Genomic DNA, 20079 nt, shown 5'->3' on the forward strand with positions numbered 1-20079 from the left:
GCCCCTGAAAGAAGGGCGGCTACTTCGTGGCCCCCCGGGTGAAACCGTTGTAGATGAACCGCTGGAGGAACAGGAAGACGGCCAGGGTGGGGACGATCACCAGGATCGCCCCTGCCGAGATCGTCTCCCAGTGGGCGCCGAACGGCCCCTTGAAGCGGAACAGCGACGTCGAGATCACGCCAAGATCTTCGGAGGGCATGTAGAGGAAGGGGATGTAGAAGTCGTTGTAGACGGTGATCCCCTTCACGATCACCACCGTCGCGATCGCCGGTTTCAGCAGCGGGAAGATGACCTTGCGGTAGACCGTGAAGGCGTTGGCGCCGTCGATGCGGGCCGACTCGTCCAGGGAGACCGGGATCGAGCGGACGAACTGCAGGAAGATGTAGATCGAGACGATGTCGGTGCCCATGTAGAGGGCGATCGGTGCCCAGAGGCTGTCGAACATGCCGAAGCTGTTGACGATCTGGAAGGTGGCCACCTGGGTGGTCACGCCGGGGACCAGCGCGGCGACCAGGAACAGGGCCAGCACCGACGTACGGAAGCGGAACCGGAAGCGGTCGATGGCGTAGGCCGTCATCGAACCGATGAGGACCGTGCCGCCGATGGCGACGACCAGGATGATCGCGGTGTTGGCGAACGCCGAGAGCATGCGGCCGTCCTGGAACGCCGTCACGTAGTTGTCGAAGTTGAACGGGTCGCCGGGCAGCGCGAGCGCTCCGCTGCCTGCCGCCATCTCCTTCTCGGTCTTCAGCGAGGTCAGGAACACGGCGGCCAGCGGGAGCAGGACCACCGCGGTCGCCGCGATCAGCGACAGATACACGAGGACGCGGGTCACCGCGCGGCGTGTCATACGAGGTCCACCTTGTCGTCGGGGGCGAGGCGCCGCTGCACCCAGGTCACCGCCAGGACGATCAGCAGCAGTACGACCGCGGCCGCCGAGGCGAGTCCCGTCTTGTTGAACTGGAATGCCAGCTTCACGGTCTGGATGACGAACGTCTCGGTGCCGGTCGCGCCGCCGGTCATGATGTACGGGATCTCGAAGACCGACAGGGAGCCCGAGATCGAGAGGATCACGGTGAGGGACAGGACCGGCTTGATGCCCGGCGCGATGATGTGGCGGAACTGGTGCCAGCGGTTCGCGCCGTCCAGCTCGGCCGCCTCGTACAGTTCCCCGGGGATCGACTGGATCGCGCCGAGGAAGAGGACGAAGTTCAGGCCCAGGTAGCGCCAGACGGAGACGGCGGCCAGAGAGGTGTTCGCCGACGTCGGGGTGCCCAGCCAGGCGCGGTCCGTCTGCACGCCAAGCAGGCTCAGCACGGAGTCGAGGGTGCCGCCGTCCTGGAAGAAGTAGAGGAAGACGAACCCGATCGCCACGCCGTTGATCAGGTACGGGAAGAACAGCACGCCCTTGAAGAAGTTCCGGAAGCGGACGTTGAAGCTGAGGATCGTGGCGAAGTAGAGCGCGGCCACGATCTGGATCACCGACGCCGCCAGGTAGTAGCCGCTGACCCAGAAGACCTCGAACAGCTCCGGGCGCGTGAAGAGTTCGGCGTAGTTCTCGGTGCCCGTCCAGCGCAGCTCGGGGCTCACCCCGTCCCAGTCGGTGAAGCTGTACGCGACCATGTTGGCGATCGGCGCGTAGGTGAAGACGATCAGGAGGGCGAGCGGGGCGAGCAGGAAGAGCCAGGGGGTGGCCCCGCGCCACAGGCGTGCCGGGCGCGGGGCGGGTGCCGGGGCGGTGGCCGCCCCCGCGGCCGCCTTGACGGCCGCCGTCTCGGTCGTGCCCGTCATCAGTACCCCAGCGACTTCTGGGTCTCGGTCCACTTCTCGCCGAGGCCGTCCAGAAAGTCGTCCGGGTCGCCCTTCCTGGCGCCGCGGGCCATGTCGACGAGTTCCTTGCGGTAGTCCGGCTTGCTGATGCCGACCTCGGACTGGTTCTCGATGGTCTTCAGCTCGGCGCCCTTGCTGTCGTCGAGGTCGAGGAGCTTGACGCCCGCCTCCTCGTACGGCTTCAGCATGTCGGGCAGCGGGGCGTCCTTGAGCGGGGACAGCGCCAGGTTGTCCTGCGCGTAGCCGGACTTGTCGGTGAACCAGTCGATCCAGGCGCGGGCGGCCCCCTTGTGCGAGGAGTGGATGTTGACGGCCTGGTTGTAGTCGGGCGACGTCACCGCGCAGAAGGTGCCGTCCTTCTGGGCGGGGAAGGGCATGAACCCGATGTCGTCCGGGTCGGTGCCGGCCTGCTTCGCCGCGCCCTGCATCTGGATGACCGCCCAGGAGCCGAGCCACATGGTGGCGATCTCGCCCTTGGCCAGCCTGGGTTTGGACGCCTCCCAGTTGGTGGTGGTCGGGTCCTTCTCGACGAGCCCCTCGTGCACGATGTCGTACAGCAGACGGTCCGCCACGCGCAGTTCGCCGCCCTCGGCCCAGGGGTTGCCCTCGGCCCACCTGGTGGTGGCCTGCTCGTCGCAGCTGACCGAGCCCCTGACTCCCGTCCACTGGCTGAGCGGCCAGCCGTCCTTGAAGTTGGTGTAGTAGGGGACCGCGTCGGTCTTCGACTTGACCGCCTTGAGGCCGGCGAGGAACTCGTCCGGGGTCGTGGGCCAGTCGGTGACTCCGGCCTCTTTCCACACCTTCTTGTTGTAGATGAACCCCGGGACCGCGCCGAGCGGGCTCTGGCCGTAGACCTTGCCGCCGACGGCCGTGTAGTCGGTGAAGCGGTACTTCTCGCTCCGCTCCTCCTTGCTGCCCAGGGAGGCGAAGAACTTCGGGTAGTCCTTCTTCTCGATCACCGCGGGGATCATGAGGACGTCGCCGTAGTTCTCCGTGTTCATACGGATCTTGACTTCGCCCTCGTAGTCGGTGATGCCGTCGAACTCGACCTTCACCTTCGGATACGTCTTGTTGAACTCGGCGGCGTACTTCTTCATCGTCCCGTCCTGCACGAGGTCGGTCCGGTGAGTGAGGACGGTGATGGTCCCGTCGACTGTGGAGGGATCGTCGGGCGCCTCGGCGTCGGCGCCCTTCGAGGAGCCTCCGGTGCCGGTGCAGCCGGACGCCAGCAGGGCCGCGCCCACGGCGAGGGCGAGGAGGGTACGGCGGTTCATGTGCATCAGCTCCGTTCGCGGAGGGGAACTCGGGACGGACGAGCACGTGCGGTATGGCTGGTTCGGAACTCTGGCAGCGCGCACTCAACCGGTAAAGTCCCAATCCCGCCAACGATGCGAAACCGTCACTCGACTCTTCACTGGACCGGTTAAGGGAGTGCGCATGCTGGAGGCGACACCGCTCGGCGAGGGATGGATCCTGCGCCACGACTCGGACACGCTGCCCGCCGTCGTGCCGGGGTGCGTGCACACCGACCTGATGGCCGCCGGGGTGATTCCGGACCCGTTCCTCGGCCTGGGCGAGACCGAGGTGGCGTGGGTGGGGCGCCGGGACTGGACGTACGAGCGGCAGCTCGGCGGCCCGTGGGGGCAGGAGCAGACCGACCTGGTCTTCGACGGGCTCGACACCGTCGCCGAGATCTCCCTGGACGGGCGGCTGCTGGGGACGGTGCGCAACATGCACCGCTCGTACCGGTTCGACGTGACGGGCCTGTCCGGGCGGCTGTCCGTGCGGTTCGTCTCCGCCTACGCGGAGGCCGAGGCGGTGCGGGGCCGGGTCGGCGAACGGCCCGCCGCCTACGCCGAGCCCTACCAGTACCTGCGCAAGATGGCCTGCTCCTTCGGCTGGGACTGGGGGCCGACCCTGGTGACGGCCGGGATCTGGCGGCCGGTGCGCCTGGAGCACTGGTCGACGGCCCGGATCGCCCGGGTGCGCCCGCTGGTCACCGTCGAGGACGGCACGGGCGTCGTCGAGCTGGCCGTCGACGTCGAGCGGACCCGCGTCGAGGCACCGCTCGCCGTGGAGGCGACCGTCGCGGGGGTGCGGGCGCGGGCGGAGATCGAGGGGGCGGGCGGGACCGTACGGCTGCGAGTGCCGGACGCGCGGCTGTGGTGGCCGCGCGGGTACGGCGAACAGCCGCTGTACGACGTCGAGTTGAAGCTTCTGCACGGCGAGGACGCGCTGGACGTGTGGCGGCGGCGGGTCGGCTTCCGGACCGTGGAGCTGGACCGGCGGCCCGATGCGCACGGCACCGGCTTCACCCTCGTCGTCAACGGCGAGCGGCTCTTCGCCCGGGGCGTCAACTGGATCCCCGACGACGTCTTCCCGTCCCGGATCACCCGCGAGCGCTACCGGGAGCGGCTGGAGCAGGCGGCCGGCGCGGGCGTCGATCTCGTCCGGATCTGGGGCGGCGGGATCTACGAGAGCGAGGACTTCTACGACGCCTGCGACGAGCTGGGCCTGCTGGTCTGGCAGGACTTCCCGTTCGCCTGCGCCGCCTATCCGGAGGAGCAGCCGCTGCGCGGCGAGGTGGAGGCCGAGGCGCGGGAGAACGTCGTACGGCTGATGCCGCATCCGTCGCTCGTGCTGTGGAACGGCAACAACGAGAACCTGTGGGGCTTCCGGGACTGGGAGTGGGAGCCGCGGCTGGCCGGGGACTCCTGGGGGGAGGGCTACTACCTGGGCGTGCTGCCGCGGGTGGTGGCCGAGTTGGACCCGACCCGGCCGTACACGGCGGGCAGCCCGTGGTCCGGGTCCTGGGAGCACCACCCGAACGACCCGGCGCACGGCACCCACCACTCGTGGGAGGTGTGGAACCGGGAGGACTACGCGGACTACCGGCTGAGCGTGCCGCGGTTCGTCGCCGAGTTCGGCTGGCAGGCGCCGCCCGCGTACACCACGCTGCGCCGGGCGCTGCCCGGGGAGGAGCTCGCGCCGGACTCCCCCGGCATGCTGCACCACCAGAAGGCGGACGACGGCAACGGCAAGCTGGAGCGGGGACTCGAGCGGCATTTCGCCGTGCCGGACGGGGACTTCGACCGCTGGCACTACCTGATGCAGCTCAACCAGGCGCGGGCGGTCGCCGCCGGGATCGAGCACTGGCGCTCCCACTGGCCGGTGTGCGCGGGCACGATCGTCTGGCAGCTCAACGACTGCTGGCCGGTGACGTCCTGGGCGGCGATCGACGGGGACGGCCGGGAGAAGCCGCTGTACCACGAGCTGCGGCGGCTGTACGCGGACCGGTTGCTGACGTTCCGGGAGCGGGACGGCCGGCTGGTGCTGGCCGCCGTGAACCAGGCGGCCGAGGACTGGACGGGGGCGCTGACCCTGCGGCGGATGTCCGTCGAGGGCGAGGTGCTGGGGCAGGCGGATGTGGAGCTGGCGGCCGGGGCCCGGAGCGTGGCCCGGGTGGACGTGCCGCGCGAGCTGACGCCCGTCGGGCCGAAGGAGTTCCTGGTCGCGGACGCGGACGCCGGCGCGGAGGCGGAGGGGCTGCGGGCGCTGCACTTCCCCGTACCGGACCGTGAAGTCCCCTACCCGGCCCCGCGGTTCGAGGTCACGCTCGCTCCGGGCGGGATCACGGTGAGAGCCCGCACCCTGGTCCGGGACCTGCTGCTCCAGGCCGACCGGATGGAGCCGGGGGCGCGGGCCGACCGAGGGCTGGTCACACTGCTGCCGGGCGAAGAGGTGACCATCGGGGTGCGCGGCTGGAAGACTCCGGACGCGGAGACTGCTCGTTCGGCCCTGTACTGCGTGGAGCCCACCCGATGACGGCAACGCCGACCCCTCGCGTCACCATCAAGGACGTCGCCGCGCGCGCCGGCGTGTCCAAGGGTGCCGTGTCCCTCGCCTTCAACCACAAGCCCGGGCTGTCGGAGGCCACCCGGGACCGGATCTTCCTCGCGGCGCGGGAGCTGGGCTGGTCGCCGAGCCTCACGGCGCGGACGCTGGCCGGATCGCGGGTGGACGTGGTCGGTCTCGCCGTGTGCCGTCCGGCGCGGGTGCTCGGCCTCGAGCCCTGGTACATGGAGTTCGTCTCCGGCGTGGAGAGCGTGCTGGCCGAGCATTCCAGCTCGCTGCTGCTGCGGCTCGTACGGAACATGGACGAGGAAGTGGGCGTCCAGGAGGCGTGGTGGCGGGGGCGGCAGATCGGCGGGTCGATCCTCGTCGACTTCCGCGCGGACGATCCGCGGGTCGCCATGACGGAGCGGCTCGGGATGCCGGTGGTCGCCGTCGGGCACCCCTCGCTGACCGGGGGGCTCACCTCGGTGTGGACGGACGACGCCACGGCCGTGACGGAGGCGGTGCGGTATCTGGCCGCGCTCGGTCACCGGCGGATCGCCCGGGTCGGCGGGGCGGCGGACCTCGGGCACACGTCGATCCGGACGGCGGCGTTCGACGAGGCGGCGGGGGCACTCGCGCTGGCCGGGGCGTGGCAGGTGGCCACGGACTTCTCGGGGGACGCGGGGGCGCGGGCGACCCGGTCGCTGCTGACCGCGGCACCGGCCGACCGGCCGACCGCGATCGTGTACGACAACGACATCATGGCGGTGGCGGGGCTGTCGGTGGCGGCGGAGATGGGGCTTCGGGTGCCGGAGGACGTGTCGCTGCTGGCCTGGGACGACTCGCAGCTGTGCCGGCTGACGCATCCGACGCTGTCGGCGATGAGTCATGACGTGCACGGGTTCGGGGCGGAGGTGGCCCGGACGTTGTTCTCGGTGATCACCGGGGGTGAGGGCGGGTCACACCCGGTGCCGACCCCTGTGCTGACGCCGCGGGGGTCCACGGCACCGCCGAAGGTGTGACCTTCACCGCTCCCCCTGTCAGGACTGTGCAGCTACGTTACTCATAAGTAGCATGGGCCTGAGCGCGCGCTCAGCGCATCGCAGCAGCAATGCAGATCCTGACCCTGGAGGAGAGCCATCGTGCCTCGTACCGTCAGGGACGTCGTCTTCGTCGACGGCGTCCGCACCCCGTTCGGCAAGGCGGGCCCGAAGGGCATCTACCACGAGACCCGTGCCGACGACCTCGTCGTGAAGGCGATCCGGGAGCTGCTGCGCCGCAACCCCGGACTCGACCCGAAGAAGATCGACGAGGTCGCCATCGCCGCGACCACGCAGATCGGTGACCAGGGCCTGACCATCGGCCGCACCGCCGGGATCCTCGCGGGTCTCCCGCAGTCCGTGCCGGGCTACTCCATCGACCGCATGTGCGCCGGCGCCCTGACCGCCGTCACCGCGGTCGCCGGTTCCGTCGCCTTCGGCGCCTACGACATCGCCATCGCCGGCGGTGTCGAGCACATGGGCCGCCACCCCATGGGCGAGGGCGTCGACCCGAACCCGCGGTTCGTCTCGGAGAAGCTGGTCGACGAGTCGGCCCTGTTCATGGGCATGACCGCGGAGAACCTGCACGACCGCTACCCGCAGATCACCAAGCAGCGCGCCGACGAGTACGCCGTGCGCTCCCAGGAGAAGGCCGCCAAGGCGTACGCCAACGGCAAGATCCAGGCCGACCTGGTGCCGGTCTCGGTACGCCGCACCTCCCCCGAGGCCGGTGAGACGGGCTGGGGCCTGGTCACCGCCGACGAGCCGATGCGCCCGGGCACGACCCTGGAGAACCTCTCCGGCCTGAAGACCCCGTTCCGTGTGCACGGCCGGGTCACCGCCGGTAACGCGGCCGGCCTGAACGACGGCGCCACCGCCTCGCTCATCGCCTCCGAGGACTTCGCGCGGGAGCACGACCTCCCCGTGAAGATGCGCCTGGTCTCCTACTCCTTCGCGGGCGTGGAGCCGGAGGTCATGGGCTACGGCCCGATCCCGGCGACGGAGAAGGCGCTGGCCCAGGCAGGTCTGTCGATCTCCGACATCGGACTGTTCGAGATCAACGAGGCGTTCGCCGTCCAGGTCCTCGCCTTCCTGGACCACTACGGCATCGCCGACGACGACGAGCGCGTCAACCAGTACGGCGGCGCCATCGCGTTCGGCCACCCGCTGGCCTCCTCCGGCGTCCGCCTGATGACGCAGCTGGCCCGCCAGTTCGAGGAGCAGCCGCACGTCCGCTACGGCCTGACCACCATGTGCGTCGGCTTCGGCATGGGCGCGACGGTCATCTGGGAGAACCCGCACTTCGAGGGGGACAAGTGAGCACCACCGCCGAGCTTCTCAAGCAGGCTTCCGAGCTGTTCCCGGACGAGGTCGTCACGAGTGCGCACGTACGCCACTTCGACCTCCCCCTCGGTGCCGGGCGCTTCGCCCTGATCACCCTGGACAACGGCCACGACCACACCAAGCCGACCACCTTCGGCCCGGCCTCGCTGGCGAACCTGAACGCCGCCATCGACCAGGTCGAGAAGGAGGCGGCGGACGGCGAGATCGTCGGCGTCGGCCTCACCGGCAAGCCGTTCATCTTCGCGGTCGGTGCCGACCTCAAGGGCGTGGAGATCCTCAAGGAGTACGAGCACGCCCTCGCCATCGGCAAGGGCGGCCACGAGGTCTTCAAGCGGCTGTCCGAGCTGGCCGTGCCGACCTTCGCGTACTACAACGGCGCCGCGATGGGCGGCGGTGTCGAGGTCGGTCTGCACTGCACCTACCGGACCGTCTCCGCGGCCCTCCCGGCGTTCTCGCTGCCCGAGGTCTTCCTCGGTCTGGTCCCGGGCTGGGGCGGCTGCGCCCTGCTGCCGAACCTGATCGGCCCCGAGAAGGCCGTCTCGGTGATCATCGAGAACAGCCTCAACCAGAACAAGCAGCTCAAGGGCAAGCAGGTCTTCGAGCTCGGCATCGCCGACGCGATCTTCGAGGGCGCGGACTTCCTGGAGCAGTCGCTGATCTGGACCGCGGCCGTCCTCAAGGGCGAGCTGGAGATCGAGCGCCCGGTCATCGACCGCGGCGAGGCCTGGGACCAGGCCGTCGCCAAGGGCCGCTTCATCGCGGACTCCAAGGTGCACGGCGCCGCCCCGGCCGCCTACCGCGCCCTGGACATCATCGCCGCCGCCAAGAACGGCGACCTCCAGCAGGGCTTCGACGCCGAGGACAAGGCCCTCGCCGACCTCATCATGGGCGGCGAACTGCGCTCCGGCATCTACGCCTTCAACCTGGTGCAGAAGCGTGGCAAGCGCCCGGCCGGCGCCCCGGACAAGAACCTGGCCCGCCCGGTCACCAAGGTCGGTGTCGTCGGCGCCGGTCTGATGGCCAGCCAGCTCGCGCTGCTCTTCCTGCGCCGCCTGGAGGTGCCGGTCGTGCTGACCGACATCGACCAGGAGCGCGTCGACAAGGGTGTGGGCTACGTCCACGCCGAGATCGACAAGCTGCTCGGCAAGGGCCGCATCAACCAGGACAAGGCCAACCGCCTCAAGGCGCTGGTGTCCGGTGTGCTGGACAAGGCCGAGGGCTTCTCGGACGCCGACTTCGTCATCGAGGCGGTCTTCGAGGAGATCGGCGTCAAGCAGCAGGTGTTCGCGGAGGTGGAGGCGGTCGCCCCGGCGCACGCCATCTTCGCGACGAACACCTCCTCGCTGTCGGTCTCCGAGATGGCGTCGAAGCTCAAGAACCCCGAGCGGGTCGTGGGCTTCCACTTCTTCAACCCGGTCGCGGTCCTCCCGCTCCTGGAGATCGTGCGCGGCGAGAAGACCGACGACGCCTCCCTGGCCACGGCCTTCGCCGTCGCCAAGAAGCTGAAGAAGACCGCGGTCCTCACCAAGGACGCCCCGGCGTTCGTCGTGAACCGCATCCTGACCCGCTTCATGGGCGAGATCCAGAACATCATCGACGAGGGCACCCCCGTCGAGGTCGCCGAGAAGGGCGTCGAGCCGCTCGGTCTGCCGATGTCGCCGCTGGTCCTGCTGGAGCTGGTCGGCCCCGCGATCGGTCTGCACGTCTCGGAGACCCTCAACCGGGCCTTCCCGGACCGCTTCACCGTCTCCCCGAACCTCGCGGCCGTCGTCAAGGCGGGCAAGCGCGGCTTCTACGTCTACGACTCCGGCAAGCCGGAGCTGGACCCCGAGGTCGCCGCGCTGCTGAAGCAGGGCGACACCGTCCTGACGGAGGAGCAGGTCCGCGACCGCGTGCTCGACGCGGTGGCGCAGGAGATCGGCATCATGCTCGACGAGGGCGTCGTCGCCGAGGCGCAGGACATCGACCTGTGCCTCATCACGGGCGCCGGCTGGCCCTTCCACCTGGGCGGCATCACGCCGTACCTGGACCGCGAGGGTGTCTCCGAGCGCGTGAACGGCAAGAGGTTCCTGGCGCAGGGCGTCGCGAGCGTCCCGGCGTAACGCGTTACCCCTGAGGGGGGTGGGGCGTACGGTAACAATCCGTGCACCCGCCCCCCTTTCTGCATGCCGCCACAGATAGGATCCTCACACAATCCGACCATTGTTTACCTGACTCTGACGGTCTCCACCCCAGACCGCCGGGTGTCCTCGAAGGAGTCCTGCGTGGCGTCCCCTCGTCGCCGAACACCCCGACGCCGGGTCTGGCCCAAGATCAGGCTCCTGCTCCTCGTGGCGGTGGTCGCCGCAGGCGGCACGGCGCTGTATCCCGTGTGGAAGGCGGCGAACCCGGATCCGCCCGAGCTGAAGATCCGCTACCGGACCGACACCCCGGCGACGGCCACGGCGGCCAAGCCGTCGTTCGAGGTCTTCAACGACACGGACAAGTCAGTGCCGTTGAGCGATGTGACGCTCCGGTACTGGTTCACGGCCGACGGCGCGGCGGGCGCCTCCTCGTACGCATTCAACTGTGTCAACGTCGTCTTCGGCTGCTCGAACGTGGCCGGGCGGGTCGTCGCGATGGACAAGGCCACCGACACCGCCGACCACTATCTGGAGGTCCGGTTCACGGCCGCCGCGGGCAGCCTGAAGCCCGGCGCCAACAGCAAGGGCATCGACCTCCAGCTGTTCCGCACCGACCACAAGAAGCTGAAGCAGTCCGACGACCGCTCCTTCGACGCGGAGATGACCAGCTACAAGGAGGCGGAGAAGGTCACCGCCTACAAGCGGGGCGTCCTCGCCTGGGGCGAGGAGCCGGACGGCACCAAGGCGAGCGACGACAAGAAGGCGGCGGCGAAGGCTTCGGCACCCGCCCCCGTCCCGGCCCCTCCGGCCGGGGTGCTGTTCGACGACTTCACCTACCAGGGCCCCAAAGACCCGGCCCTGTTCAAGCACGGCTGGCTGGTCCGCACCAGCAAGGGCGGCCCGGGCGTCGAGAACACCTGGTCCGCGAGCGGCGTCAGCTTCCCCACCGCCGAGGGCTCCCACGCCGACGGCCAGGTGCTCAACCTGCGGGCGAGCACGGACGGCACCAAGGCCGGGACGAAGCAGGCGAGCCTCGGCACGGCCGCGAGCAAGTTCCGCGACGGCACCTACGCGGCCCGGATCCACTTCAGCGACGAGCCGGCCACCGGGGACTCCGGCGACCACGTCAACCAGACCTTCTACACCATCGGCGGCACGGGCTCGAAGTACAGCGAGCTGGACAACGAGTACCTGCCGAACGGCGGCTGGGGCAGGCCCGGTCCCAAGCTCGACACCGTGACCTGGTTCGACCACAAGACGAACGACCGGGTCTACAAGACCACGAACAAGAGCCTCGACACCTGGCACACCGTGCTGATCCGGGTGAAGGACGGCGTCGTCGCCTACTGGCTCGACGGCAAGAAGGTCTTTCTCAGCAGCGGAAAGTACGCCCCTCGCGCGGACATGTCCGTGAACTTCAACCACTGGTTCATCGATCTGCCGTTCAAGGGCGACCGCGCCTGGGACATGAAGGTGGACTGGCTCTACTACAACGCGAACGACACCCTCTCGGCGAAGCAGGTGCAGTCCGCTGTCGACGGCTTCACCGATGAGGGCATGAACTACTTCGACACGGTTCGGGAGTCCCGGTGAGGAAAAGGCGGTCCGGCGCCCACAGGCACGCTGCCGAGGCAACGGAGGACAAACCGGTGGTGAGCAGGCGCTCCGCGCTGCTGATGGGCGGTACGGGAGGCGTCGCCATGGCCGGCGGCGGCGCGTGGCTGGGCAAGGTGGTGGCGCAGCCCGCCGCGGCCCCGGTCGCCGCGGGAGGCATCGGGGGCCTCACCACGCCTCCCCTCTACGCCCCCTCCGGCCGCCGCCCCAAGTACCGCCGGGCGACGTGGTCCCAGCAGTTCCAGTCCGGCCACGGCTGGACGCCCGGGGGCGCGGGCACCGCGTCGGCCGAGGCGAACGACAAGTCCGTCTTCGTGCGCGGCACCCAGTCGGTCCGGGTGACCACGGGCGGCACCGGCAAGCAGAGTTACGTCCGCAAGACGGGCCTGCCGGCGATGAGCCTGACGGGCAAGATGATCCGGCTGGTCTTCCGCGTCGACGACGTGACGAACCTGGCCAAGCTCGTCTTCTACCTGGGCAGCGGTTCCCTCGCGAACCACTTCGCCTGGACGCACCACGTCCACTCCAAGACGTCCGCGAACTACGTCCAGTCCGGGGAGTGGGTGACCGTCCACCTCCAGTGGGCGGATGTGGCCGCGGCGGCGGGCACGTACTCCATCGGCGCCGACGGCAAGCCGTCCACGAAGACCGGCTTCACCGACATGTCGTTCGCCGTGTACGACGACGCGGGCGGTCCGGTGACCTACCGGCTGCAGGCCGTCGAGCTGATACCGGACACCGTCTCGGTCTTCCCCAAGGGCGTCGTCTCCATCACCTTCGACGACTCCCACAAGTCGATCCACGACCTGGCCCGGCCGGTCATGGACCGCTTCGGCTTCCCCGGCACGGTCTACAACATCGCCGACGCCATCGGTACGGGCAGCTTCCTGACGCTCGACCAGATGCGCTCGATGCAGGACTTCTCCGGCTGGGAGATGGGGGGCCACTCGTACGCGAACGCCGTCCACACGGCCAGCTACCCCAAGCTGACCGCCGAGCAGGCCGACGACGACTTCCGCAAGCTGCGCGAGTGGCTGGTGTCCAACGGCTTCACCAGCGAGCACTTCGCCTATCCGCACGGCGCGTTCCAGAAGACCTCCGACGGGGTCCCGGTCGACCAGATCGCGAGCCGGCACTTCACCACGGCCCGGTCGATCATCTCCGAGACGATCGAGTCGTTCGCGCCGGCGATGCCGTACCGCCTCAAGGCGCTGACGGGCATCAACGACGGTACGGGGATCGGCGGTACGGCTCTGTCGAAGCTGACGGGCGCGGGCGGCCGGCTCGACCGGTGCGTCAACAGCGGCGACTGGCTGATCCTCTGCCTGCACAAGGTCGTCGACGGCGCCCCCGCGACGAGCACCGAGATCGGCAAGGCGGGTCTGGAGACGCTGATGAAGGCGATCGACGACCGGGACATCCCGGTGCTGACGGTCGAGGAGGCCATGGCCTCCTACACCTGAGGCCCGGACGTCCGGCCCGGACACACAAGAGAGGGGCGGCCCCCCGGCCGCCCCTCTCTTCGTTCTCCCGCGGCTCTACCAGCCGCCCTGCCCGTACCCCTGGCCCTGTCCCTGGCCCTGCTGCCACGACGGGTCCTGGGGCGGATATCCGCCCTGCCCGTAGCCCTGCCCCGGGTACTGCTGCTGGTACGGGTCCTGGTGACCGGGGTGCCCGCCCTGCCACTGCTGCTGACCGGCCGGGGCCGGCGACCCCCAGCTCACGCGCTGCTGCGGGACGCCCGCGTGGTGCTCCTCGTCATAGCCGGGGATCGGCTGCGGCTGGGAGGGGATGCCGCCCGTCGGGCGGGGCCTGGTGCGCAGCGCCACGCCCTCCAGACGCATCAACTGGAGCGTCTCGGTGACCTTCTTGTCGGAGTACGGGTCCTCTTCCTCGAAGATCTCCGTCACATCGCTCTCGTGATCTCCGGCCACGGACACCTCGACGCCGCCCTGGCGGGTGCCCCAACTGCCCTTGTGGAGGGTGAACAGGGCGTAGAACCGCAGCGGGGTCAGCAGCGTCAGCTGGATCACGCCGTAGATCGGCGCGAGCAGGAACATGCCGAAACGCTTGATGAAGCCCATCCCGCGCCGCGGGAAGTCGAGGTAGCGCACATTGCGCAGATAGCCCATCAGCACCATGAAGACCAGGTAGTCGCCGATGTGGTTGACGAACTGCTGGGGCTTCATGATGGGCAGGATGACCATCGAGTAGAACATCGCCGAGCCGAAGACCAGCCACAGGGCGAGTTCCATGCAGGTCAGCCAGAAGGCCGGCCGGTACTTCTTCTGGTGCCGGAACGCCCAGAGCGACTCGCGGAAGAAGGACTTGTTCCAGCGCACCTGCTGGCGCAGGAAGTGCGGCAGCTTCTCGGGGACCGCCGTGTAGCCGACGGCGGTCTCCTGGAAGACGACCTGGCCCTCCATCAGGCAGTAGTTGGTCATGCGGCGGTCGTCACCGAAGACGGCCGGCTTGCCCAGGAACTGCTGGTTGAGGAAGTCCGGCAGGTATTTGCGCACCAGCGTGCCGCGGTACGCGGAGAGCGCGCCGCAGCAGCACAGCACCGACTTCAGCCGCGAGTAGGCGGCCCGCTCGAACAGGAACGAGTTGCCGTAGCGCAGGTCCTGGAGGCGGGTGAAGATGTTGCTGTCGTGGTTGAGCGCCAGCACCATGCCGGTGGAGGCCATGATCTTCTCGTCGGCCAGCGGCAGCAGCAGCTCGCGCACGGTGTCCCGGGACAGCACGGTGTCCGAGTCGACGCACAGGAAGATGTCGGAGTAGGGCGCCGCCTCGAAGCCCAGCGCCAGCGCCTCGCGCTTGCCCTTGTTCTCGGGCTGGACGCTGACGGTGTACTTGACGCCCTTGGCCTCGAACTCCCGGCGCATCTTCTTCGCGGCCCGGATGCCGGAGTCGTTGGCGCTGGCGTCGTCGATGATGTGGATCTCGTTCGGCAGGCGGCTCTGCGCGAGGAGGCTGCGCATGCCCTGCTCGAACATCACCGGGTCCTCGTTGTAGATCGGGATGACCGCGGTGACCCAGGCGTTCTCCAGGTACTCCAGCTCCTCCCGCCCGGCCTTGGCCGGACGGTAGAAGAGGGCGCCGAACATCTTCAGGGCCAGCAGGCCCATGGCACCCATGGAGTACAGGTGCAGGGAACCGGCGTCGAGCCGGGTGGCGATCAGTGCGGCGAGGCCCAGGAAGACGAAGTACGAGACCTTCAGGTGCCGTCGCTTGCGGTGGGCCCGACGGCCACCGGAGTCGACGGCTCCCGGTATGTACGTATCGTCGGCAGTCACAGCTTGACCACCCGCGGGTGGTCGGCGGATTTGCCCCGGGTGTCGAAGAGCGCCCGGGCGCGGTCGGCCAGCTCGTCGAGGTCTATCTCGCGGTGCGGCTGGAGCAGGATCGTCAGGTCGGCGGCCTCGGCGGCGGCGAGGTAGTCCTCGGCCCGCTCGACGGGCGCACCGGCGACGCGCCAGTCCTCGACCCGCGGGTCGAAGTAGACGAGCTCGGCACCGCGTGCGAGGAGGTTCTCCGCGACGGCCAGGGCCGGGCTCTCGCGCTGGTCGGAGATGTCCGGCTTGTAGGTCACGCCGAGCAGCAGGACCCGGGAGCCGCGCACGGCCTTGCCCTGGTCGTTGAGCAGATCGGCGGCCCGGTTCACCACGTGCACGGGCATGCGCTGGTTGATCTCCTGCGCCAGCTCCACGAACCGGAACGGGATGCCCAGCGAACGTACCTTGTACGACAGGTAGTTGGGGTCGATCGGAATGCAGTGCCCGCCGACGCCGGGACCCGGGTAGAACGGCGCGAACCCGAACGGCTTCGTGGAAGCACACCGGATGGCGTCCCACAGATCGACGCCGATCTCGCGGCAGAACATCGACATCTCGTTGACGAGCGCGATGTTGACGTGCCGGTACGTGTTCTCCAGCAGCTTGGCCATCTCGGCCTCGCGGGTGCCCTTGGCCTCGACGACCCGGTTCACGAACCGCTCGTAGAGGGCGCGGGCGGCCTTGGTGCAGTCGGCCGTGATGCCGCCGACGACCTTGGGGGTGTTCTCCAGGCCGAAGGAGGGGTTGCCCGGGTCGATGCGCTCGGGCGAGAAGGCGAGGTGGAAGTCGATGCCGACGCGCAGGCCCCCGGCCTCCAGACGCGGCCGGACGACCTCGTCGGTCGTGCCCGGGTACGTCGTCGACTCCAGGACCACGAGCGTGCCGGCGCTGAGGTGGGCGGCGATGTCGTCCACGGCGGCGTGCACCGCACCGAGGTCCGGGGCGCCGTGCTCGGTGAGCGGCGTGGGAACGCACACCACGACCGCGGCGGCGCCGGCGATCACGTCGGCCCGGTCGACGGCCTCGAAGCCCTGCTCGCGCATGGCGCGCACGTCGGCGTCGGAGATGTCGTCGACATGCGAACGGCCGGCGTTCAGTCCCTCGACCACCCGTCGGCTGCGGTCGAGACCGACCACCTTCAGGCCCGCGGCGGCTGCGGACCTGGCCAACGGCAGCCCCACGTAACCGAGTCCGACAACGACAAGATCCACCGTGGAGGATCTGCTCACGAATTCATCCCCAACCCCGTTGCCACGGCGTCGGCCAGACGCAGTAGCAACCGGCCCCCCGAGCAAAATCGAACAAGTCCGAGGAGGTTAACAAGACCTTCACTTTTTGACCATGTTCACCCTAGGTGCGCCTTGTCACGCACACATCTGTACAACCCTTGACACATCTCATGTGTCTGGTGCGTCAAGAGCCTCAAGATGAAGGGATCAGTTCCGCTTCTTGAAGGCGGTCAGATCTCCCGCCAGGCCTCCAGCGCGAGCCCCGGCTCGTCCTTGCGGCGGGTGAGCAGCACGGTCCCGGTCGACGGCGAGAGGGAGGCGGCGACGACCTCGTCGTGCTCGTCGAGCGCCACCGACACCATGGCGTCGGCGGGCAGCTGGGGCCCGGACTCGGTCCACCAGGCACCGGCCGACTCCCGCTCGGTCGGATACGCGGCGAAGGCGACCCGGCCACTCGCCGACCGCTGCGCGAGCACGGTGCAGTCGTGCCCCTCGATGACACACCGCACCGCGGAGACCGGCCCCGGCCCGGCCGACGCCAGCAGGGTCACCGGTTTCTCACCGGGACGCCAGGCGCACAGGTCTCCGGACAGGTTCGTGAAGAACAGGGTGGTGTGCTCGGCGGACGTGGCGAGCGCGCGCAGGGTCCCCGGACGGACGGGGACATCGACGCCTTCGGCTTGCACCGGCTTCTTCCCGTCCCCCTCCTGTCGCCAGCGCAGGATCCCGCCGGGCACGCAGGCGTACACCTCCACGAGCCCGGACTCCGCCGCCACGGCGGTCGGCTCCCCCTCGACGTCATGCCCTCCCAGGTCCAGCCAGCCACCCCAGCCGCCCTTGACCTTCTGGTTGCGCAGGCTCACCCCGCCGCCCTTGTTCCGGACGAAGACGTAGCCGCGCCCCACGCCGTCGACGGCGACGGCCGGCGCGCCCGTCCGGTCGCCCTTCTGGTCCGGGTGCCCGATCGGGACCCAGTCCAGGGCCGCGAGCCCGGGCCGGAAGTGCGTGGAGTGCACGAGCCCCGACTCCCCCGACACGGTGGGCCGCCAGGCGGCCAGGTGCGCGTAACCGTCGCGGCCCTGGCCGACCGCCGCGCCCGGGTGCAGCTTCTGGCTGCCGCCGACGATGCGCGGAGCGTCCTCCCAGGGGCCCGCCGGGCCGCGTTCCGCACGGCACAGGACGGCGTCGCCGGAGGGCAGATAGACAGTGAGGCGGCCGTCGCGGCCGCGGATGAGCCAGTCGCCGTTCACGTGTTCACTTTATGCGGCCGACCGGGCCCGGTGCGCCCGCCCACCCCTGCCTCGCGCCCATCTCCCGTGCGACCCTGGCCACATGAACGCCACCGTGCCTGTCCTGGTCGTCGTCGACGCGGCGAACGTCGTCGGTTCGGTGCCGGACGGGTGGTGGCGGGACCGTCGGGGCGCGGCGGAGCGGTTGCGTGACCGGTTGGCGTCGGAGGGGGTTCCGGCCGTCTCCGGCCCGGTGGAGATCGTCCTGGTCGTGGAGGGGGCGGCGCGCGGCGTGGAGTCCGTGCCCGGGGTACGGGTGTCGTCCGCCGCGGGCAGCGGAGACGACCACATCGTCGAGGTGGTGGCCTCGGCCGGTGACCGTCCCGTCCTGGTGATCACGGCGGACCGGGAGCTGCGGAGGCGGGTCGCGGAGCTGGGGGCGGACGTGGCGGGACCGCGATCTGTTCGTCCGTAGGGTGCCCTGTTGCCGCTCGGGCCGGGTGGGTCCGCAGCGGGCGTAGTGGAGTACTCGGCGGCGGTGCTGGGGCCGGGTGGGTCCGCAGCCCGGCGTAGCGGGGTGCCGCTGCGCCCACCCTCCCCCATCGCCCCCAGCGGCACGCATGCCCGCAGCGGGGGCGGCCCGCATGCCCGCAGCTGGGCGGGCCACGACGCTCCCGCACCCGCCGGACCACGTAAGGGGTCGTGTCGGGGGGTGTCCGCCCGCAGCGGTTGGCGCGTCAACGGACAGTCAGTCGGCGTCCGACCCCATCGCGCCGTTCCGAGGACGGACACCCCCCCCGGCGCGGCCCCGACCCACACCCAACGGTCAGGCGGAGCCTAAGCCGTGCCGCCGCCCGCGCTCGGCTGCTCCTCGCCCGCTTCGCGGCGTGCGAGAAGGCTGTGATTACGGCCGTACAGGAAGTAGACGAGGAAGCCGGCGGCCATCCAGATGGCGAAGCGGACCCACGTCTCGGCGGGCAGGTTGATCATCAGCCACAGGGAAGCGCACACCGACAGGATCGGGATGACCGGCACCCACGGCGTGCGGAAGGACCGGGGCAGGTCGGGGCGGCTCTTGCGCAGGATGATCACACCGATGGCGACGACCACGAACGCGAACAGCGTGCCGATGTTCACCAGCGCCGCCAGCTCCGTCAGCGGCGTGAACCCGGCGAGGACCGCGATGATCACACCGAGCAGGATCGTCGGCCGGTGCGGCGTCTTGAACCGCGGGTGAACGTGCGAGAAGAACCGCGGCAGCAGCCCGTCCCGGCTCATCGCGAAGAACACCCGGGTCTGCCCCAGCAGAAGAATCATGCACACCGTCGTCAGGCCGACCGCGGCGCCGAAGCTGATGAAGCCCGCGAACCACGGATGTCCCGTCGCCTTGAACGCGTCGGCCAGCGGCGCGTCGACCGACAGCTGGCTGTAGTGCTGCATGCCGGTGACGACGATCGACACGAGGACGTACAGCGTCGTGCAGATCACGAGGGAGCCGAGGATGCCGCGCGGCATGTCGCGCTGCGGGTTCTTGGTCTCCTCCGCGGCCGTGGCCACGACGTCGAAGCCGATGAAGGCGAAGAACACGACCGAGGCGGCGGTGAAGATGCCCATCACGCCGAAGTTGGAGGGCGCCCAGCCGAACATCAACTGGATCAGTGGGGAGTCGAGGCTCGCCCCCGCCTCCACCGGCTTCTCCTTCGGGATGAACGGGTCGTAGTTCTTCCCCTCGATGAGGAACGCACCCGCGACGATCACCACGAGGACGACCGTCACCTTGATGGCGACGACGACCGACGTGATCCGGGCGGACAGCTTCATGCCGATCACGAGGATGGCGGTGAGGACGAGGACGAGCGCGGCGGCGAGGATGTCGAAGCCGAAGATGTCGGCGCCCTCCCGGCTGCCCAGGGCCGCGGGCATCGTCCAGCCCGCGTTCTCCAGGAGCGACTGGATGTAGCCGGACCAGCCGACGGCCACCACCGCCGTCCCCAGCGCGAACTCCAGGACCAGGTCCCAGCCGATGATCCAGGCGGGCAGTTCTCCGAGGGAGGCGTACGAGAACGTGTAGGCGGACCCGGCGACCGGAACCGTGGAGGCGAACTCGGCGTAACAGAGCGCGGCCAGCGCACAGGCGACGCCGGCCGCCACGAACGCCAGAGCCGTCGCGGGCCCGGCGTTGTCCTTGGCGACCGTGCCGGTGAGTACGAAGATGCCGGTACCGATGATCACACCGACGCCGAAGACGGTCAGATCCAGCGCGGACAAGGACTTCTTGAGCGCGTGCTCTGGTTCCTCGGTGTCGAGGATGGACTGCTCGACCTTCTTCGTCCGGAAGAGGGTACTGCTCACGGGGTACCTCCCACGCTTGTCGTCCTCGACATGATCGAGAGGTGGCACCATCCGTATGCCCCGGCACGGACGGATTCACGCCAATGGGCCGGTTACACCACCCTCATGGTGGGGAAACCGGCCCATTTCGAACCCGTTCGGCCGTG

Annotated in this window: 14 protein-coding genes; 7 read left to right on the plus strand and 7 right to left on the minus strand. The window is 69.6% G+C overall.

The window, feature by feature from the left end; translation table 11 throughout:
- Positions 1 to 19: 19 nt before the first annotated feature.
- Genes IE153_RS18440 through IE153_RS18450 form a run of 3 tightly spaced genes read right to left on the minus strand, consistent with a single transcriptional unit; the run spans position 20 to position 3104 of the window.
- Positions 20 to 850, minus strand: coding sequence for a carbohydrate ABC transporter permease (locus tag IE153_RS18440; RefSeq protein WP_097221491.1), 831 nt, complete (start codon positions 848 to 850; stop codon positions 20 to 22).
- The gene (locus IE153_RS18445) at positions 847 to 1791 is read right to left on the minus strand and encodes a carbohydrate ABC transporter permease (protein WP_189590774.1); all 945 of its coding nucleotides are present in this window, start codon (positions 1789 to 1791) and stop codon (positions 847 to 849) included. Before IE153_RS18445 ends, IE153_RS18440 begins: the two co-directional genes overlap by 4 nt.
- Positions 1791 to 3104, minus strand: a complete 1314-nt coding sequence (locus IE153_RS18450) for an ABC transporter substrate-binding protein (protein ID WP_189590775.1) — start codon at positions 3102 to 3104, stop codon at positions 1791 to 1793. The genes IE153_RS18445 and IE153_RS18450 overlap by 1 nt, the downstream gene beginning before the upstream one ends.
- 163 nt (positions 3105 to 3267) lie before the next feature.
- Between IE153_RS18450 and IE153_RS18455 the strand changes: the two genes are divergently transcribed.
- From IE153_RS18455 to IE153_RS18480, 6 genes are all read left to right on the plus strand, one after another.
- A complete protein-coding gene (locus tag IE153_RS18455; RefSeq protein WP_189590776.1) occupies positions 3268 to 5655 on the plus strand; it encodes a glycoside hydrolase family 2 protein in 2388 nt (795 codons plus the stop codon).
- A complete protein-coding gene (locus IE153_RS18460) occupies positions 5652 to 6689 on the plus strand; it encodes a LacI family DNA-binding transcriptional regulator (protein ID WP_189590777.1) in 1038 nt (345 codons plus the stop codon). Before IE153_RS18455 ends, IE153_RS18460 begins: the two co-directional genes overlap by 4 nt.
- A gap of 120 nt (positions 6690 to 6809) precedes the next feature.
- Positions 6810 to 8027, plus strand: coding sequence for a thiolase family protein (locus IE153_RS18465; protein ID WP_189590778.1), 1218 nt, complete (start codon positions 6810 to 6812; stop codon positions 8025 to 8027).
- The gene (locus tag IE153_RS18470; RefSeq protein ID WP_189590779.1) at positions 8024 to 10153 is read left to right on the plus strand and encodes a 3-hydroxyacyl-CoA dehydrogenase NAD-binding domain-containing protein; all 2130 of its coding nucleotides are present in this window, start codon (positions 8024 to 8026) and stop codon (positions 10151 to 10153) included. Before IE153_RS18465 ends, IE153_RS18470 begins: the two co-directional genes overlap by 4 nt.
- A 162-nt stretch (positions 10154 to 10315) precedes the next feature.
- Positions 10316 to 11767 (plus strand): cellulose binding domain-containing protein, encoded by a 1452-nt coding sequence (locus IE153_RS18475; protein WP_189590780.1) that lies wholly within the window; start codon positions 10316 to 10318, stop codon positions 11765 to 11767.
- A 59-nt stretch (positions 11768 to 11826) separates the two neighbouring features.
- Positions 11827 to 13251: a polysaccharide deacetylase family protein gene (locus IE153_RS18480; protein ID WP_229829042.1), complete on the plus strand. Its 1425-nt coding sequence runs from the start codon at positions 11827 to 11829 to the stop codon at positions 13249 to 13251.
- Positions 13252 to 13326: 75 nt separating this feature from the next.
- On the opposite strand, the gene IE153_RS18485 is transcribed toward IE153_RS18480, so the two are convergent.
- From IE153_RS18485 to IE153_RS18495, 3 genes are all read right to left on the minus strand, one after another.
- Positions 13327 to 15084, minus strand: coding sequence for a glycosyltransferase (locus IE153_RS18485; RefSeq protein ID WP_189590782.1), 1758 nt, complete (start codon positions 15082 to 15084; stop codon positions 13327 to 13329).
- The gene (locus IE153_RS18490; RefSeq protein WP_189590783.1) at positions 15081 to 16352 is read right to left on the minus strand and encodes a nucleotide sugar dehydrogenase; all 1272 of its coding nucleotides are present in this window, start codon (positions 16350 to 16352) and stop codon (positions 15081 to 15083) included. Before IE153_RS18490 ends, IE153_RS18485 begins: the two co-directional genes overlap by 4 nt.
- 230 nt (positions 16353 to 16582) lie before the next feature.
- Complete coding sequence (locus tag IE153_RS18495; protein ID WP_189590784.1) at positions 16583 to 17602, minus strand: hypothetical protein; 1020 nt, start codon at positions 17600 to 17602, stop codon at positions 16583 to 16585.
- Between the two features lie 82 nt (positions 17603 to 17684).
- Here IE153_RS18495 and IE153_RS18500 point away from each other — a divergent pair, with 82 nt between their 5' ends.
- Complete coding sequence (locus tag IE153_RS18500) at positions 17685 to 18056, plus strand: PIN domain-containing protein (protein WP_189590785.1); 372 nt, start codon at positions 17685 to 17687, stop codon at positions 18054 to 18056.
- A 362-nt stretch (positions 18057 to 18418) separates the two neighbouring features.
- On the opposite strand, the gene IE153_RS18505 is transcribed toward IE153_RS18500, so the two are convergent.
- A complete protein-coding gene (locus tag IE153_RS18505; protein WP_189590786.1) occupies positions 18419 to 19933 on the minus strand; it encodes an amino acid permease in 1515 nt (504 codons plus the stop codon).
- Positions 19934 to 20079: the final 146 nt, after the last annotated feature.

The sequence above is a fragment of the Streptomyces massasporeus genome, from assembly GCF_014648995.1.
GTDB lineage: Bacteria > Actinomycetota > Actinomycetes > Streptomycetales > Streptomycetaceae > Streptomyces > Streptomyces massasporeus.